Genomic DNA, 17207 nt, shown 5'->3' with positions numbered 1-17207 from the left:
CCGATCCCGTCTGCTAGACAGAAGATGGTGGGACTGCCCGGCGCACGGTCGGTCACGATCCGTGACGTCGGGGTACACGCGGCGGGTCGCGCCGCCCGGGGAAGGGAGTCGTCTCGTGGTGATGTCGCCGGAGCTGGACCGGGCCACCGTCCTGGAGGACACGGCCGGGGCGGTCGGACACCTCGCCGGGATCTGCTTCAAGACCGGCCCACCGACGTTCACCGGCGTCGAACTGGAATGGACCGTGCACGACGCCGCGGACCCGGCCCGCCCCGTCGACCGCGACCGACTACGCCGGGCGCTGGGACGGCACAGCCCCGTCACCATCGACGGGGCGAGCCCGGCAGCACCACTGACGGGCGGCGGCACCGTTACCGTGGAGCCGGGTGGCCAGGTGGAGATCTCCACCCGGCCCCGATCGTCCCTGGCCGCGCTGATCGCGGCCACCGAGGCCGACATCGCCGAGTTGACCGCCGCGCTGGATGCCGCCGGCCTGGTCCTCGGCCACAGCGGCATCGACCCCTGGCGGGCCCCCCGACCGGTGGTGGAGACCCCTCGCTACCAGGCCATGCGCTGCGTCTTCGACCGGCGGGGATCGGCCGGTCGGACCATGATGTACAGCACCGCCGGGTTGCAGGTCTGCCTGGACGCGGGTGAGCCGGAGCGGCTGGCCGAGCGCTGGGCGGCGGTGCACGCCGTGGGGCCGCCGCTGCTGGCCGCGTTCGCCACCGCGGACCGGCACGCCGGCCGGCGTACCGCCTGGGCCTCCGCCCGGATGGCCGCCTGGCTGGCCATCGACCCGGCCCGGACCCGGCCCGTGTGGTCCCCGGCCCGACCCGACCGGGACCCGGTCGCGGACTGGACCGAGTACGTCCTCGCCGCCCCGCTGCTCTGCCTGCGCGGTGACGGTCCCGACTGGACCCCGCCGGCCGGAGTCACCTTCGCCGACTGGCTCGCCGGGGCGCTGCCCCGGCCACCCACCACGGACGACCTGGAATACCACGTCAGCACGCTCTTCCCGCCGGTACGCCCGCGCGGCTACCTGGAGGTCCGCTACCTGGACGCCCAGCCCCGTCGGGAGTGGACGCTGCCGCTCGCGGTGCTGGCCGCCCTGTTCGCCGACCCGGGCACCACCCGGGCCGCGCTCACCGCCGCCGCCCCGGTGGCCGACCGCTGGCACGCGGCGGCCCGGTACGGCCTCGGTGACCGGCCGCTCGCCGTGACGGCGGCGGCCCTGTTCGACCTGGCCCTGATGGCCCTGCCCCGCCTGGAGCTGCCGGCGGGGACGCACGAGGAGACGAGCCGAGGAATCCGGCGGCGCCGCGCCGCCGCGGAGAGGGGGCACCGGTGACCACGATGCAGCGGCCGGGCACGGAGTCGGAGACGTTGCGCAGCCGGATCGCGGCGGAGCTGGAGCGGACCCGGGCGCGCACCGCCTTGCTCACCGACGCGGTGGACGACGACGACCTGATGCGGCAGCACTCCCCGCTGATGTCCCCGCTGGTCTGGGACCTGGCCCACGTCGGCAACCAGGAGGAGCTCTGGCTGGTCCGCGACGTCGGCGGACGCGAGCCGGTGCGGCGGGACATCGACGACCTGTACGACGCCTTCAAGCAGCCCCGCCGGGACCGGCCGTCGCTGCCGCTGCTGCCGCCGGGCGAGGCGCGGGCCTACGTGCGCGCGGTCCGGGACAAGGTGTACGACCTGCTGGACGGCATCCGCTTCGCCGACGGGGAGTTGGTCGCCGACGGCTTCGCGTTCGGGATGATCGTGCAGCACGAGCAGCAGCACGACGAGACAATGCTCGCCACCCACCAGCTGCGCTCCGGGCCACCGGTGCTCGACGCCCCGCCACCGCCCGAGCCGCGGGTCCGGGTGGCCGGCGAGGTGCTGGTCCCTGCCGGCCCGTTCACCATGGGCACCTCCACCGACCCGTGGGCACTGGACAACGAGCGTCCCGCCCACACCGTCGACCTGCCCGCGTACGTGATCGACGCCGCGCCGGTGACCAACGGCCGGTACCGCGAGTTCATCGCCGACGGCGGGTACGACGAGCCGCGCTGGTGGAGCGAGGCCGGCTGGCGGCACCGCACCGAGGCGGGGCTGACCGCGCCGATGCACTGGCGGCGGGACGGCGACGGCTGGGCGTACCGGCGGTTCGGCCATTGGTCGGCGATCCGCGACGACGAGCCGGTGGTGCACGTCTGCTGGTACGAGGCGGAAGCGTACGCGGCGTGGGCCGGCCGGCGGCTGCCTACCGAGGCGGAGTGGGAGAAGGCGGCACGCTGGGATCCGGCGACCGGCCGGTCCCGCCGCTACCCGTGGGGCGACGAGGAGCCGACCGCCGAGCACGCCAACCTGGGGCAGCGGCACCTGGGGCCGGCGCCGGTGGGCGCGTACCCGGCGGGGGCCTCGCCGCTGGGCGTGCACCAGCTGATCGGCGACGTGTGGGAGTGGACCTCGACGGCGTTCCGGGGCCATCCCGGCTTCGCCGCGTTCCCGTACCGGGAGTACTCCGAGGTCTTCTTCGGCGACGATCACCGGGTGCTGCGGGGCGGCTCCTTCGGCACCGACAAGGCGGCCTGCCGGGGCACGTTCCGCAACTGGGACTACCCCATCCGGCGGCAGATCTTCAGCGGGTTCCGCTGCGCCCGCGACGCCCGGCCCGAGGAGGCGCACCCGTGAGCGCGCGGAGCGAGCGAGGCATCCGGCTCAGCAGCGCGGCACCTCGCGCCGCCGGGGAGCGCAGCGGGGCGGCGGCGTGAGCGGCGGTGCCGCCTGATGTGTCGCCACCTCGCCTACCTCGGGCCGCCGGTCAGCCTGCGGAGCCTGCTGTACGACCCGCCGTACTCGTTGCTGCGGCAGTCCTGGGCACCGCGGGACATGCGCGGCGGCGGCACCATCAACGCCGACGGCTTCGGCGTCGGCTGGTACCCGGCCGACGGCGATCCGATCCGCTACCGGCGCGACGGACCGCTGTGGAGCGACACCACCCTGCCCGGGCTGGCCGGCGTCACGGTCGCCGGTGCGGTGCTGGCCGCCGTCCGGTCCGCCACCGTCGGAATGCCGACGCAGGAGTCCGCCGCCGCGCCCTTCACCGAGGGCCGTTGGTTGTTCAGCCACAACGGGGTGGTCCAGGGCTGGCCGGACGCGGTGGTACCGCTCGCCGCCGAGCTGCCGGTGCGTGACCTGATCACGCTGGACGCGCCGACCGACTCCGCCCTGCTCTGGGCCCTGGTTCGGCACCGGCTGCGCGGCGGCGAGGATCCGGCCGCGGCGGTCGCCGCGACGGTGGCGGCGGTTGGGGCGGCCGCCCCCGGCTCCCGGCTGAACCTGCTGCTCACCGACGGCCGGACGGTGGTGGCCAGCGCCACCGGCCACGCCCTGTCGATGCGGGCCACGCAGGACGCGGTGCTGCTGGCCTCCGAACCGCTCGACGACGACCCCGACTGGCGGCCGGTGCCGGACGGGCAACTGGTGGTGGCCACCCGGGGCGGGGTGCGTACGCGTGCCCTGGCGGACGGGTGACGCCGGAGTTTTTCGCAGGTGGGACAGGGACGTTCGCCAACGGAAGGGACACCTCATGAGCGCGGAGCCACTCGAGATCTACCTGGAGGAGCAGGACCTCGGCCGCAGCCTGCGCGAGGACGTGCGGTTCGGGCTGACCGCCGAGCCGAAATGGCTGCCACCGAAGTGGTTCTACGACGCCCGGGGCAGCCACCTCTTCGAGGAGATCACCCGGCTGCCGGAGTACTACCCGACGCGGGCCGAACGGGCCGTGCTGGCGGAGCGAGCCGATCAGATCGCCGAGAGGACGGGCGCGAAGACACTGATCGAACTGGGGTCCGGTTCGTCGGAGAAGACCCGGCTGCTGCTGGACGCCTTCACCCGGCGCGGCGGGCTGGGCACCTTCGTGCCGCTGGACGTGTCGGTCAGCGCGCTCCGGCAGTCCACCGTGGATATCGCCGCCGACTACCCGGGGTTGCGGGTGCGCGGCATCGTCGGTGACTTCACCCGGCAGCTGGACCGGCTGCCCACCGGCGGCCGGCGGCTGGTGCTCTTCCTCGGCGGGACGATCGGCAACCTGCTGCCGGTGGAGCGGGCGGAGTTCCTGACCTCGATGCGGGCCGCGCTGGAGGCCGGTGACTGGCTGCTGCTCGGCGCCGACCTGGTCAAGGACCCGGCGGTGATCGTGCCGGCGTACAACGACACGGCCGGGGTGACCGCCGATTTCAACCGCAACGTGCTCCGGGTGATCAACCGGAAGCTGGGCGCGAACTTCGACCCGGAGGCGTTCACGCACGTGGCGGTCTGGGACCCGCAGCACGAGTGGGTCGAGATGCGGTTGCGCGCGGAGCGTCGGATGCGGGTGCGGGTGCTCGACCTGGATGTCGAGTTCGCCGCCGGGGAGGAGCTGCGGACCGAGATCTCGGCGAAGTTCCGACCGGAGGGGATCGCGGCGGAGCTGACCGACGCCGGGTTCGCGACGCGGGCGTTCTGGACCGACCCCGAGGGGCTGTTCGGCGTCACCCTGGCCAAGGCCGACTGAGCGGCCGGGGGCCGCGCCGGGGGTGAGGGTGATCACCTGCGGCGGTCCCGCCGCCCGTGGTGGGCTAGGGTGGTCGGCGCGAAGGGGAGTAGCCCCCAATGTCGTGGTCGACATACTGATGCGTTCCGCATCCGGCCACGCGGCCCCGTTCCCGGGGCGGGCGAGACCTTCGACTCAGGCTGTCGCAGCCGGGTCGAGGGCGCCCCGTACCTCCTCCCGGCTTGATCGGGAAGGTTCACATGGACGGTTTCCTCGTCGCGCTGCTGGTCAGCTTCGGCGTCATCTTCGTCGCCGAGCTGGGCGACAAGTCCCAGCTCATGGCGCTGACGTTCGCCACCAGGTTCAAGCCCGTGCCGGTGCTGATCGGCATCACCGTCGCCACCGCGGTCGTGCACCTGGCGTCGGTGGCGATCGGGTACGGCCTCAACGCGGCCCTGCCCACCGGCTGGATCTCGCTGATCGCGGGCCTGGCGTTCCTCGGCTTCGGCGCGTGGACCCTGCGCGGGGACAAGCTCACCGAGGAGGAGAGGCGCAAGGCCGAGAAGACCGGCAAGTCGGCGATCATCGCCGTCGGTGTCGCCTTCTTCCTGGCCGAGCTGGGCGACAAGACCATGCTCGCCACCATCACCCTGGCCACCAAGTACGGCTGGTTCGGCACCTGGCTGGGCTCGACACTGGGCATGGTGGCCGCCGACGCCCTCGCGATCCTGGTCGGCCGGCTGCTCGGCCGGCACCTGCCGGAGAAGGCCATCCGGTACGGCGCCGCGGTGCTCTTCGCCATCTGCGGCCTCTGGCTGGTCCTCGAGGCGGTCAACGAGCTCTCCTGAGCCCCGGGCCGTCCGGCCGGGTCAGCCCGCCGACTACCGCCGTCAGGGACGGGTAACGCCCCGGGGTGCGGTGGTCGGAGCTCCTGCGCCACGGCGACCAGATCGCGGTCGCCGTGGTGGAGGTCGCCGGCGCGCTGATCATCTTCGTCGGGGCGCTCTGGGCGGCGCTGCGGTTCGTGGTCGTCGGACTGCGGCACCGCGACGCCGCTATGTTCACGCCGATCCGGCTCTCCCTGGGCCGGTTCCTCACTCTGGGGCTGGAGTTCCAGCTCGCCGCCGACATCCTGCGCACCGCGGTCTCGCCGACCTTCACCCAGATCGGGCAGCTCGCGGCGATCGCCGCCATCCGGACGGGGCTGAACTTCTTCCTCCGCCGGGAGATCGCCCAGGAGCAGCGGCAGGTGAGCCAGGAGCGCACCGGACCGCCGCCGTGACGGAGCCGCTGGGCGACCTGGCCACCGTGCTGGCCTTTCTCGCCGGCTTCGCGGCGCTGGTCACCACCGGATCCTGGCGGGCCGCGCTGCGGATCCTGCTGGACCTGCTGGTCGCCGCCGGACTGCTGCACCTCTCGGTGGCGGGTGGCTGGACGGCGCTGGCGGTGGCGGCCGCCGTGGTGGTCCTGCGGCGCGTCCTCTGGGTCACCCTGGCCGCCGGCACACCGGGTTCGGCCCCAACATCGCCGCCGCGCTGCGCGGGAGACGATCACCGCTTAGCGTTGGCGGCGAGAGGCGAACACGGAGAAGACCGGAGGACAACCGCATGAGCAAGCACGACGAGCCCAACGAGTTCGGCTTTTCCGGTGGCGCCACGGCTCCGGAGCCACCGCCCGGTGGACGCCCCGACGAGCAGGACCGGATCGAGGAGATCGCGGTGCCGGGCGACGACTTCACCGAGCCGTTCGCCGACGCGCTCGAGGAGACCGAGGAGACCGAGGAGGAGCGCGCGGCCGAGCGCCGGCGCTGACCGGGTGGCGGGAGCCGCGGTACGGGCGCGAGGGGGCGCCCGACCGGACCGGGCCGTCCCACCGCGCCGCGTGGTCAGCGCGGTCCGGGTACCGCCGTCAGCGGCACCGCGCTCCGCGCAGAGCACCGCCAACCGCTTGATCAGCTCGTCCGGGTCGCCGTACGGGGGGCACAGCTCCGACCCGATGGAGCCGCCCGCGCCGGTGACCAGGACCCGTCGGCCGGCCAGCCCGTTGCGTTCCACCACCAGGTCGGCCACCCGCTGCGCCCGCCCGACCAGGTCGGTGATCTGCATGTCCCGCACGTCGGTGACCGCCACCGGTCGGTCCAGCAGCTCGGGCACCGGCGGGAGCACCTTGAAGGCGGCGCCGGCCTGGAGTGTCCGGCTTCGGACGTCGCGCATCAGCTCGGCGTCCGACCCGCTCATCGAGAAGATCACCGTGCGCGCTCCGGTCCGGCGGACGGTCTCAGCGAGCTGCTCCCGGCCACCGAGCACGCGGAGCCCGGCCAGGCGCAGGCCCCGGTGTCCGGGGTGGTCGTCGAGCAGACCGACCGGGAGGTAGCGGCCGCCCGGATCGCCCACAGCACGCGGACCAGCCGTTCGCCCGCCTCGTCCACCCCGTAGACGAGGCACCGCTCGGCGTTGCGGACCGGCTGGTGGCGGCGCTTCCGGCGGGCGCGCCAGGCGGCCCGCCCGGCACCTATCAGGAGCAGGGCGACCGCGGCGCCCACCAGGGGAGTGCTGGCCGGCACCGGCGGTCAGGCCGAATTCGAAGCGCGTCCAGGCGGCACCCAGAAATCCGGCGCACCAGGCGACCGTGTCCAGCGTTAACAGAGACGGGGTCGCCGGGCGGTGGGCGGTGGGTGGCCCCGGCGGATGGCGCCGTCGCGGTTTCGGCGGTGGTGGCTTCCCGATCCATGGTTGCCCTCTGCATCTGATCCGGTAATGGGAGGATTTGGTACTTGTGTGCCGCTCTGATCGTCTACATTCGTTGGGTGATTCACTGAGAAGGATGACCGCTTTGGACACTGGCACGTGTACTGGGCGTTTTAGGGGGCTTTCGTGCAGTTTGATCGGATAATCGTGCCGACGCGAAGGGGGCTGTGATGGACATCCGCAGCTACCTGCGCCTGGTCCGGCGCCACTGGTGGATCGTGCTGATCACCCTGATGGCGGCGCTGGGCACGGCCGCCCTCATCACGGTGCGGACGCCGCCCCGCTACGTGGCCTCGGTGACGTTCTTCGTCACCACGCCCAGCCAGGGCGTCACCGACGCGTACCAAGGCGGGCTCTTCCTTCAGCAGCGCGTGAAGTCGTACGCCGACCTGCTCACCAGCGACCGGCTGGCGCAGAGCGTGGTGGCCGAGAGCCCGGTCGGCCTCACCGCCGACCAGGTGCAGCGGCGCGTCACCACCGCCACCGAGGCGGGCACGGTGCTGCTCAAGGCCACGGTCACCGACACCGACCAGACCCGGGCGTTGAAGATCACCGAGGCGCTCTCCGCGAAGTTCGTGGAGCTGGTGCAGAAGGTCGAGACGCCGCCGGGGGCCACGTCCGCCCCGATCAAGCTGGAGGTGGTCAGCGGCCCCCGGGTGAGTGCCAGCCCGGTCGCTCCCCAGCCGACCCGCAACCTGATCATCGGCGGCGTGCTCGGCCTGCTGATCGGCATGGCGCTCGCCGTGCTGCGCGGGTTGGCGGACGTCCGGATGCGGGACGCCGCCGCGCTCCAGCGGGTGACCGGCAGCCCGCTGCTGGGGGAGATCCCGTTCGAGAGCAGCGCGCGCAACGCCCCGCTGATCGTGGGGGAGGCGGCGAACTCGGCGCGCGCGGAGGCCGTCCGCAAGCTGCGTACCAACCTGCGCTTCGTCGACGTGCACGAGCCGGCCCGGGTGATCGCGGTGACCAGCGCCCTCCAGGGCGAGGGCAAGACCACCATGGCCTGCAACACCGCCATCGCGCTGGCCGAGGCGGGCTGGCGGGTGCTGCTCATCGATGCCGACCTGCGGCGGCCCAAGGTGGCCGACTACCTCGGCCTCGACGGCGGCGTCGGCCTCACCGACGTCCTGGTCGGCGATGTCCAGGTGGGTGACGTCGTGCAGCGCTGGGGCGAGAAGTCGCTGCTGGTGCTTCCCAGTGGCTCCGCGCCGCCGAACCCGAGCGAGCTGCTCGGCTCCAAGGCGATGGCGGACCTGCTGCTGGGGCTGCGCGAGTCCGCGGACATCGTCGTCATCGACACCGCGCCCCTGCTCGCCGTCACCGACGGCGTGGTGGTCGCGGTGCAGGCCGACGGCGCGCTCCTCGTCACCCAGCAGGGCCGGACCTCCCGCAGCCAGGTGGCGGCCGCCGCGCGGTCACTGAACTCGGTCTCGGTCCGGCTGCTCGGCTGCGTGCTGAACATGGCCAAGATGCCCAAGGGGGACGCGTACCAGTACGAGGCGTACCGGGTGACCGTGCCGGCCGCGCCTTCGGTGCCTACCGGCCGGCGGGGCGGGACGGCCGGGACGAACGAGGTCGGCGACCGGACTCAGGAACTCACCCGGCTGTCCCGATGAGCGCCAGCACCGGTCTGATCGACCGCTCGATCTCCTCGGCGCACCGCCGGAAATCGGCCGGCGAGCCGCCGATCGGGTCACGCAGGTCGTCCGCGTCGGGGGCGGCGGGTTGCAGCCGCCCCCGCGCGCGGGCGGCCGCCTCGACCGCCGCCCGCAACGGCCGCTCGGCCAGGTCCTTCGGCGCCTCGGCGGCCGCGGCCAGCCGGGCGAACTGGCGCAGCGTGAACGTCCGGTGCAGCACCTCCGGGGCCAACGCGGTGCAGTGCGAGCGCTGTCGCCGGGTGGCGGTCAGCACCAGCGTGGCCGTGGCCAGGTGTTGCGGGCGCAGCCTGCGGGCGCGGAAACCGGTCGGGTCCGCGCCGGTCTCCGCCGCCAGGTCGACGGCGTACGGGTGCATCGGCGCGCCGTCGACCGCGTCCGTGCCCGCGCTGGCCACCGCGACCGGGTGCGCGGCGAGGAGCCGGCGCGCGATGTACTCCGCCATCGGTGACCGGCACATGTTGGCGTGGCAGACGAAGAGCACCTCGTCGACCATCTGCACCCCTCTCGTCGGCGCGGTCGCGGCAGGTGGTGCCGCGACGGCGGTGTTCCGGCGGTCGCGGCCGGACGCAGAGGGGTTGTCGGCATCGTACGGGGTGCGCGGAGCCGCGTACCGGCAAGCCGCGCCGGGGGCCGACGCATGAAGATCGGCATCCTGTCGTACCACTTCCCGCCGGAGCCGGCCTTCATCCCGGGCAGCCTGGCGGAGGAGCTGGCCGCGCGCGGGCACGAGGTCCGCGTGCTGACCGGCTTCCCGGACTACCCGGGCGGGCACGTCTATCCGGGCTGGCAGCAGCGCTGGCGGCACCAGACGCACAGCGAGCGGCTGACCGTCCGCCGGGTGCCCCGGTACGCCGGCGGCGACGGGTCCGCCGGAGCGCGGATGGCGAGCTGGCTGTCCTTTGCCGGCAGCGTCGCGCTCACCGGCCGGCGCTACCTCGGCGACGTCGACGCCCTGTATGTCTTCCAGCTCCCGGCGGTCACGTTCGCCGCGGCGGGCCTGCTCCGGCTGCTCGGCCGGGTCCCGACCGTGCTGCACGTGCAAGACGTGTGGCCCGAGGGGGAGCCGTCCCGCGGGGTTGACGGCCGCCGCTGGTCCGGGCGGATCGGGACCACCCTGCGCCGGCTCTACGCCGAGGCCGACGGCATCGCGGTCAGCGCGCCGTCCATGGGGGACCTGGTGACCGACGGTGGCGCCGAGCCCGGCCGGGTCCGGATCGTGCTGAACTGGACCGACGAGCGGATCTTCCAGCCGACCGAGCCGAGCCGGGCCGCCCGGCAGCTGATCCGCCGTGGGAACCGCTGCGTCGTCATGCACGCCGGGACGATCGGCGTACGGCAGGGGCTGGAGACCGCGGTGCGCGCGGCGGCGGCGCTGGACGACCGGCTGGACCTGGTCCTGGTCGGCTCGGGCGCGGAGGAGCGGCGGGTGCGGGGGCTCGCCGCCGAGCTCCGGGCGGACAACGTCCGATTCGTGGAGCGGCACTCACCGGTCGACATGCCGCAGCTGTACGCGGCGGCCGACTACCAGCTGGTGATGCTGCGGGACCTGCCCGAGTTGCGGGGCATGGTGCCCGGGAAGTTGCAGGCGGCGCTCTCCTGCGCCTCGCCGGTGGTCGCCTCGGCCGGCGGGGACACGGTCACGCTGGTCGAGCGGGCCCGGGCCGGGCTGTCCTGCCCGCCGGAGGACTGGGCGGCGCTGGCCGACCGGTTCTGGCTGGCCTCGGCGATCCCGCCGGCGGCCCGGGCCGACATGGGCCGCCGGGGACGCGAGGCCTATCTGCGGGAGATGTCGCTGCGGGCCGGGGTGGACCGGATCGAGCAGATGCTCTACGACGCCTCGGCGCGGGCCGCCCGAACGGCAAAGCGAAACGAACAAAATTCGCAGACCGGATTCCCTACGTAAAAGACGCGAGACCGCCCTTAGTCACCGGAGATACGTGGTAGAAATCGACCGAACGTCATTTCTGTCCGTTTTCTGGAGTGGAGAGTGGTGTGACGGAGCGCGGGGTGTCGCGTCGCGGACGAAGAAGCTCCCGCCGACGAACGACGGCTCGGGTACGCCGAGCCCTGCTCACCTGCCTGGTGGTCGGCTCGCTGCTGCTGGTGACCGGCGGGTGGGTGGGCTTCCGGGGCTGGCAGGCCCGGGCGCACCTGCTCAACGCCGCGGGGTTCGCGCGGGAACTCAGCGCCGAGGTGATCGGTGGTGACGCGGGCCGGGCGCAGCGCACCCTCGCCGCGCTCCAGGAGCAGGCCGGCGCCGCTCGAGCCGCGACGGGCGACCCGGGCTGGTGGCTCGGCCGGCGGACCCCGTACGCCGGGGACGACCTGACGGCCGTGCGGCAGATCGCGGTGGCCATCGACGACCTCGCCCGGCAGGCGTTCCCCACCCTGCTCCGGGCCGACCTGGCCAGCCTGGTGCCCCGCGAGGGACGCCTCGACCTGGCCCGCCTCCGGGCGGTCTCGGTCGAGCTCGCCGGCGCCGACCGCGCGGTGGAGCAGACCCGGTCCCGGCTGGCGGCCGTCCCCACCGACGACCTCTTCGCGCAGCTCGAGGAGGCCCTGTCCAGCCTGCGCGCCGGCATCGATCGGCTGGCCGAGCTGACCGGCGCCGCCGACCAGGCCGCCCGCCTGCTGCCGCCCCTGCTCGGTGCGGACGGGCCCCGGCGCTACCTCCTGGTGTCGCAGAATCCCGCGGAGCTGCGGGCGACCGGTGGCATGTTCGGTGCCTACGCGGTGATCCGGGCCGACGGCGGCCGGGTCGCGCTGACCCGGCAGGGCAGCAGCGCGGAGCTCGCCCGCTTCAACCCGCCGCTGCGCGTCGACCCCACGCTGCGGCGGCTCTGGAACGACCTGCCGGGCATCTATCCGGCGGACGTCAACCTGGGGCCGGACTTCCCGACGGCCGCCGCGCTGTACCGCGAGATGGTGCGCCGGCGCACCGGGATCACCGTGGACGGTGTCCTGGCGGTCGATCCGGTGGTCCTGTCGTACCTGCTCAAGGCGACCGGACCCATCACGGTGCCCGGCAGTTCGGCCCTGGTCGCCGACGGCGTCGTTCGCGCGCTGCTCAGTGACGCCTACCGGGACCTCGACACCAGGGAGCAGGACGCCTACTTCGCCGCCTCGGCGGCGGCGGTGTTCGACGCGTTCCTCACCAGAAGCGTGGACGTAAGGACCCTTTTGTCGGCATTTGACCGTTCTGTGGTGGAACGTCGGATATTGTTCTGGAGTGTCCATCCCGAGGAGCAGCGTGTCCTGGGCAACAGCCGGTTGACCGGGACGCTCCCCGAGCAGGACACCGTGCCGACGGTCGGCGTGTTCCTCAACGACGGCAGCGGCGCGAAGCTCGGCTACTACCTGCGCTTCTCGGCGAGCCTGACGGTCGGCGACTGCCAGTCGGACGGCCGGCGGGAGCTTCGGCTCCGGGTCGCCGTGCACTCGACCGCACCGAGGTCGGGCCTGTCCGACTCGGTCACCGGTCTCGCTCTCTCCGGCGATCCGTACACCGCGCGCACGTTCGTGTCGGTGTACAGCCCCGCCGGCGGGGCGGTGCTCACCGGCCGGCTCGACGGGAAGGTCGGCACGGTGGGCAGCGGGACCGACCACCGACGCCAGGTGGCGGTCGCGAGGGTCGAGGTGGAACCCGGGGCGACCCGGACCCTCGACGTCACGCTGCTCACCGGGAAGACCAGCGCCGGCACGGCCGAACTGCAACTCACCCCAACCGCCACCCCGTGGACCACCCAAGTTGTTTCCGCACCAAGCTGTGATCAGTAGGAGGGAATCCATCATGCGGCTATCCCGCATCATCATGGCGCTCACGGTCGGCCTGGCCGTCGCGGCCGTGCCGACGGCGGCGGGGGCGGCCCAGCCGCAACCAGCACCGTCGGCGAGTACGCCCCAGCCCCCGTACACACCCCCGGGGGGTCCGAGCCTTGCGCTCGACGACATCACCATCCGGCTGGGTGAGGTCTTCATCCTGCGGGGCAGCGGCTTCACGCCCGGGCCGGTGCGCATCCACGTGACGATCTCCGCCGGCGTGCCGGCTGCGGCGCCCGTCCAGGGCACCGCCCGCCGCAGCGACGGCAGCACCATCGCGATGGCCGCCGTGGCGTACCAGAAGGCGGCGCCCCAGCCGGCGCCGCGGGACTTCGAGGTGACGGCGGACGCGACCGGCTCCTTCACGGTCGAGTACAAGCCCAACCGGGTCGGGACGTACACCTTCCGGGCCACGGACTCCGCCAACCAGAGCCGGGAGGTCACCGGTTACGTCCTGCCGCCGCGCAAGCCGCCGCACCAGGGTGGCCTGCCGGTGACCGGTTCGAGCATGAGCACGCCGATGAAGCTCGGCGGCGGGCTGGTGGGTGCCGGTGCCCTCATGGTGCTGCTGACCCTGGCCTGGCGTCGCCGCGAGCGCTTCGGGCTGGGTGGCCGCTGACCGACCGCACCGGGCAGGGCCCGGACCTGATCGGGATGCCCGCCGGACAACCGTCCGGTGGGCATCCCGCCGTCCGGGCCCAGGCACAATGGGGCGGTGCGGGCGGGCGAGCCGTGGGTGGACCGGGCCGGGCTGGTGGCGCTGCCCGGCGGGGCGGTGGTGCGCGGGCGGCGGATCGGCGATCCGGCCACACCCGCCGACTTCGCCCTGCTGCTCGCCCCCGACCCGGTCCCCGCCTGGCCGCACCGACGGATCCGGTGGCCCGACTTCTGGCTGCCGCTGGACCGCGCCGACGCGCTGGACGCGCTGCGCGAGGCGAGGCGCCGGGCGTACGCCGGGGAACGAGTCGAGGTGGCCTGCCGGGGCGGCGTCGGCCGGACCGGAACGGCGCTCGCGGCGCTCGCCGTGCTGGACGGGCTGCCCGCCGACCGGGCGCTGGACTGGGTGCGCGACAGCTACCACCCCCGGGCGGTGGAGACCCCCTGGCAGCGGCGCTGGCTGCGCCGCCTGGGGTGACCGTCCAGCCCTGGTGACGGACATGCCGAGCGTCGAGCTGGTCGTGCTGGGCCGGTGATAGGTCGGAGCACCCTGCAGCGCGCATCCGGAACTAGCTCGAAACATGTCGGGTGCGGGGCCGACGACACCGAAGGGATCTTGCGGGTTAGTCTGCCTGGTCATGAGAGCTCGGGTCCTGGCCGCCGCCACCGCCGCCGTACTCGCGACCGTCGCGCCAGGGGTGCCGGCCCAGCCGGCGGCGGCCCAGGTCGCCTCGGCCGCCCGGGCGCCGCTGCCCTGCCCGAAGGCGCCGGCGCCCAAGGTCTCCCGCCCGCCCCGGCCGGTACCCCCACCGGCCGTGCCCGCGGACCGCGCCGTCGGCGGCGCCCAGCTCGACACGCCGGGCCTGGCCACGCCGGCCGGCGCGCCCGCCCCACCCGCGGTCACCGCGACGTCCTGGCTCGTCGCCGACCTGGACACCGGCGCGGTGCTGGGCAGCTGCGGCCCGCACGAGTACGGCACCCCGGCCAGCACGCAGAAGCTGCTGCTGACCGCCACCATGCTGCCGAAGCTCGACCCGAAGCAGGTGGTCACCGTGACCCGGGGCGACCTGGACATCGCCCCCGGCAGCTCCGCCGTCGGCCTGCTCGTGGGCGGCCGCTACCCCGTGGAGACGGTCTGGTTGGGGCTGCTGCTCAACTCCGGCAACGAGGCGGCGAACGTGCTGGCCCGGCTCGGCGGTGGCGCCGACGGGGTGGCCGGCGGGGTCCGCGCGATGAACGAGGAGGCCCGCCGGCTGGGCGCCCGACAGACCCACGCGGTCACCCCCTCCGGCCTGGACGGCAAGGGGCAGTTCACCAGCGCGTACGACCTCGCCCTGATCGCCCGGGCCTGCTTCGCCAGCCCGCTGTTCCGCCGGTACACGCTGACCGAGCGCGCCCAGATTCCGGCCCAGCCCACGCTGAAGAAGGGCGGGTTCCAGATCCAGAACGAGAACCAGCTCATCTACCGCTACCCGGGCGCGCTCGGTGGCAAGACCGGCTTCACCGAGCTGGCCCGGCACAGCTACGTCGGGGCCGCCCAGCGCGGCGGTCGTCGCCTGGTGGTCACCCTGCTTGGCGCGGAGGCGCGGCCGGTACGCGGCTGGCAGCAGGGCGCCCAACTGCTCAACTGGGGTTTCTCCCTGCCCCGGGACGCCTCGGTCGGCCGGCTGGTCGAGCCGGGTGAGCTGGACGCGGCGGAGGCCGCCACCCCGAGCGGGTCCCCGGTCCCGCCGACGGCGCCGGCCCCCTGGCGCGGCCCCGCGGTGACCGCCGGTCACCGGATGGCCGAGGGCGACTGGCGGGTCATCGTGCCGGTCGCCGGCACCGCGGCCACGGTCGTCGGCGTGCTGGTGACCCTGCTCGTCGCGCGCCGGCGGCGGACCCGCCCGACCGGTCGCCGCCGCGCGTAGCTCGCCCCCTGGCGGGAACCGGCTCGACGACGGCGACGGCGCGGCCAGCGGCGGACGCCGTACGCGCTGGCCGTCACGGTAGCGGGTCGCTGTCCTGACCGGCGGCCCACGCCCGGTCGGCCTCGACGTCCGCGTCGCCGACCGGCGTCCCGTCCGAGTCGCGGGTGGCATCCGTCAGGTCGGTCTCCGCCCCGGCGCGGGCGGCGTCGGCGCGCGCGTCGTCCGCCCCGACCACGGGGCCGCCCGCGCGCTCGCCGGTCTCCTCGGTCAACTCGCCGGCGGCGGCCAGCCCGAGCGGGACGTACCTGGGGTCACTCATGGTCTCCTCCTTCGATGTCCTGCCCTCCGGCTACCCCGGCCGGCGGACGCCGACACCTGACCGCCGCTCCATCCCGGACGGTGCCGGGGAGCGGCGCGCCCGGGCAACTGCGCCGCCGGTCACCGGGCCGGCGGCGCAGCCTAGCGTCCCGGCATCCGGGGTGGGCGGGATTAGCTGACCGGCCCACCCATCGGGCAACCGTCGCTACCGTCGCTGAACATGAGAGCTTGGGGTCTGCCGCTCGCGGCGCTCACCGCCCTGCTGCTGCCCGCCGCCGGCGTCCCGACGGCCGCCGCCGCGGCGCCCACGGCCGCCGTTCGCTCGTCCGCGGCCCCCGTCGGGGGTCGACCGGGCATTGGTCACCGCGCCCCGGCCGGCACGGTGCCGCCCTGCCCGAACGTGTCCGCCCCGGCGACCCGACCCCCGCAGCCACCGCCGCCGGCGGACCCCGCCGCCCGGACCGTCGGCGGGCCCGCCCTCGCCTCCGCCGGCCTGGTGGTGCCCCCGTCGGTGCCCCCGCCGCCCGCGGTGACCGCCACGTCATGGCTGGTCGCCGATCTGGACAGCGGCGCGGTGCTGGGGGGCTGCGGCCCGCACGAGTACGGGGTCCCGGCCAGCGTGCAGAAGCTGCTGCTGGCCGCCACCATGCTGCCCCGGCTGGACCCGCACCGGGAGGTCACCGTGACGGCCGAGGACCTGGCCATCGAGCCGGGCAGCTCCGCGGTCGGCCTGGCCGAGGACGGCCGGTACCGGATCGAGACGATCTGGCTGGGCCTGCTGCTCAAGTCCGGCAACGAGGCGGCCAATGCGCTGGCCCGGCTCGGCGGCGGTCCGGACGGGCAGGCCGGCGGGATCCGCGCGATGAACGAGGAGGCGCGGCGGCTCGGCGCGCTCCAGACCCACGCGGTCACCCCGTCCGGCCTGGACGGCCCGGGCCAGTTCACCAGCGCGTACGACCTGGCGCTGATCTTCCGGGCCTGCTTCGCCGATCCGGCCTTCCGTCGGTACACGACGACCCGCACCGCCGAGATCCCCGGGCAGCCGGCCCTGCGGGAGAAGCCGTTCCAGATCCAGAACGACAACCAGCTCCTCTACCAGTATCCGGGCGCGCTGGGCGGCAAGACCGGGTACACCGACCTGGCCCGGCACACCTACGTGGGCGCGGCCGAGCGCAACGGTCGGCGGCTCGTGGCGACCCTGCTCGGCGCGGACATTCCCACCCAGCGCGGGTGGCAGCAGGGCGCTGCCCTGCTCGACTGGGGTTTCGGACTGCCGCGGGACGCCGCCGTCGGCCGGCTGGTCAGCCCGGGCGAGCTGACCGCCGGCAGCGCCGCGCCGACCGGCATGGTGCCTCCGTCGGCCCTTGCCGGCGGTGCCGGGCTGCACGGCGCCCAGGCCGGCGGGCCCGCACCCTGGCCCCGGACCGGGCCGCTCGTCGGGCTCGGCGCGATGCTGGTGGCCGGGGGAGCGGTGCTGATCACGAGGCGTCGCCGGCACGCCGTGCGGGCCAGCTCGGGTGCCACCGGTCAGGGCTGGTAGCGCCGCCCGCCCCGGTCGTACCGGGCCGGT

18 protein-coding genes are annotated in these 17207 nt (G+C 74.5%); 15 read left to right on the top strand and 3 right to left on the bottom strand.

What is annotated here, in order from left to right:
• Positions 1-115: 115 nt before the first annotated feature.
• From egtA to I8N68_RS02740, 8 genes are all read left to right on the top strand, one after another.
• A complete protein-coding gene (gene egtA, locus I8N68_RS02775; protein ID WP_200207203.1) occupies positions 116-1351 on the top strand; it encodes an ergothioneine biosynthesis glutamate--cysteine ligase EgtA in 1236 nt (411 codons plus the stop codon).
• Positions 1352-1356: 5 nt separating this feature from the next.
• On the top strand, positions 1357-2685 hold the full coding sequence (gene egtB / locus I8N68_RS02770; protein WP_200208041.1) for an ergothioneine biosynthesis protein EgtB: 1329 nt from the start codon (positions 1357-1359) through the stop codon (positions 2683-2685).
• Between the two features lie 96 nt (positions 2686-2781).
• Positions 2782-3528, top strand: coding sequence for an ergothioneine biosynthesis protein EgtC (gene egtC, locus I8N68_RS02765; RefSeq protein ID WP_200207201.1), 747 nt, complete (start codon positions 2782-2784; stop codon positions 3526-3528).
• A gap of 55 nt (positions 3529-3583) precedes the next feature.
• On the top strand, positions 3584-4549 hold the full coding sequence (egtD, locus tag I8N68_RS02760) for an L-histidine N(alpha)-methyltransferase (RefSeq protein WP_200207189.1): 966 nt from the start codon (positions 3584-3586) through the stop codon (positions 4547-4549).
• 239 nt (positions 4550-4788) lie between these two features.
• Complete coding sequence (locus I8N68_RS02755; protein WP_200207186.1) at positions 4789-5376, top strand: TMEM165/GDT1 family protein; 588 nt, start codon at positions 4789-4791, stop codon at positions 5374-5376.
• A 65-nt stretch (positions 5377-5441) separates the two neighbouring features.
• The gene (locus I8N68_RS02750; RefSeq protein ID WP_200207184.1) at positions 5442-5810 is read left to right on the top strand and encodes a DUF1622 domain-containing protein; all 369 of its coding nucleotides are present in this window, start codon (positions 5442-5444) and stop codon (positions 5808-5810) included.
• Positions 5807-6139 carry a hypothetical protein gene (locus tag I8N68_RS02745; RefSeq protein ID WP_200207181.1) on the top strand — a complete coding sequence of 111 codons (333 nt, stop codon included), beginning with the start codon at positions 5807-5809 and terminating at the stop codon, positions 6137-6139. The genes I8N68_RS02750 and I8N68_RS02745 overlap by 4 nt, the downstream gene beginning before the upstream one ends.
• A complete protein-coding gene (locus I8N68_RS02740) occupies positions 6136-6339 on the top strand; it encodes a hypothetical protein (RefSeq protein WP_200208039.1) in 204 nt (67 codons plus the stop codon). The genes I8N68_RS02745 and I8N68_RS02740 overlap by 4 nt, the downstream gene beginning before the upstream one ends.
• Positions 6340-6773: 434 nt before the next feature.
• Here the strand turns inward: I8N68_RS02740 and I8N68_RS32630 are convergent, their stop codons facing one another.
• Positions 6774-7070 (bottom strand): hypothetical protein, encoded by a 297-nt coding sequence (locus I8N68_RS32630; protein ID WP_234038665.1) that lies wholly within the window; start codon positions 7068-7070, stop codon positions 6774-6776.
• Between the two features lie 375 nt (positions 7071-7445).
• Here I8N68_RS32630 and I8N68_RS02730 point away from each other — a divergent pair, with 375 nt between their 5' ends.
• The gene (locus I8N68_RS02730; protein ID WP_200207178.1) at positions 7446-8891 is read left to right on the top strand and encodes a tyrosine-protein kinase domain-containing protein; all 1446 of its coding nucleotides are present in this window, start codon (positions 7446-7448) and stop codon (positions 8889-8891) included.
• Here I8N68_RS02730 and I8N68_RS02725 read toward each other — a convergent pair.
• Positions 8872-9426: an arsenate reductase/protein-tyrosine-phosphatase family protein gene (locus I8N68_RS02725; RefSeq protein WP_200207175.1), complete on the bottom strand. Its 555-nt coding sequence runs from the start codon at positions 9424-9426 to the stop codon at positions 8872-8874. The genes I8N68_RS02730 and I8N68_RS02725 overlap by 20 nt on opposite strands.
• A 144-nt stretch (positions 9427-9570) precedes the next feature.
• On the opposite strand from I8N68_RS02725, the gene I8N68_RS02720 reads away from it, so the two are divergent.
• The 5 genes from I8N68_RS02720 to I8N68_RS02700 all read left to right on the top strand — a co-directional run bounded on the left by I8N68_RS02720 (position 9571) and on the right by I8N68_RS02700 (position 15319).
• Positions 9571-10836, top strand: coding sequence for a glycosyltransferase family 4 protein (locus I8N68_RS02720; protein ID WP_200207172.1), 1266 nt, complete (start codon positions 9571-9573; stop codon positions 10834-10836).
• 104 nt (positions 10837-10940) lie between these two features.
• Positions 10941-12710, top strand: coding sequence for a DUF4012 domain-containing protein (locus I8N68_RS02715; protein ID WP_307812522.1), 1770 nt, complete (start codon positions 10941-10943; stop codon positions 12708-12710).
• Positions 12711-12723: 13 nt separating this feature from the next.
• The gene (locus tag I8N68_RS02710) at positions 12724-13371 is read left to right on the top strand and encodes a carboxypeptidase-like regulatory domain-containing protein (protein ID WP_200207170.1); all 648 of its coding nucleotides are present in this window, start codon (positions 12724-12726) and stop codon (positions 13369-13371) included.
• Between the two features lie 96 nt (positions 13372-13467).
• Positions 13468-13887 (top strand): protein-tyrosine phosphatase family protein, encoded by a 420-nt coding sequence (locus I8N68_RS02705; protein WP_200207168.1) that lies wholly within the window; start codon positions 13468-13470, stop codon positions 13885-13887.
• Between the two features lie 160 nt (positions 13888-14047).
• On the top strand, positions 14048-15319 hold the full coding sequence (locus tag I8N68_RS02700) for a D-alanyl-D-alanine carboxypeptidase family protein (protein WP_200207164.1): 1272 nt from the start codon (positions 14048-14050) through the stop codon (positions 15317-15319).
• A gap of 73 nt (positions 15320-15392) precedes the next feature.
• Here the strand turns inward: I8N68_RS02700 and I8N68_RS02695 are convergent, their stop codons facing one another.
• Positions 15393-15638 (bottom strand): hypothetical protein, encoded by a 246-nt coding sequence (locus I8N68_RS02695; RefSeq protein ID WP_200207162.1) that lies wholly within the window; start codon positions 15636-15638, stop codon positions 15393-15395.
• Positions 15639-15857: 219 nt separating this feature from the next.
• Here I8N68_RS02695 and I8N68_RS02690 point away from each other — a divergent pair, with 219 nt between their 5' ends.
• Positions 15858-17177, top strand: coding sequence for a D-alanyl-D-alanine carboxypeptidase family protein (locus I8N68_RS02690; protein ID WP_200207160.1), 1320 nt, complete (start codon positions 15858-15860; stop codon positions 17175-17177).
• Positions 17178-17207 lie beyond the last annotated feature (30 nt).

This window comes from Micromonospora coerulea (assembly GCF_016598485.1).
GTDB classification, from domain to species: domain Bacteria; phylum Actinomycetota; class Actinomycetes; order Mycobacteriales; family Micromonosporaceae; genus Micromonospora; species Micromonospora coerulea.
Note: the sequence above shows the minus strand (reverse complement) of the source record. Positions and strands in the feature narration are given on the sequence as shown.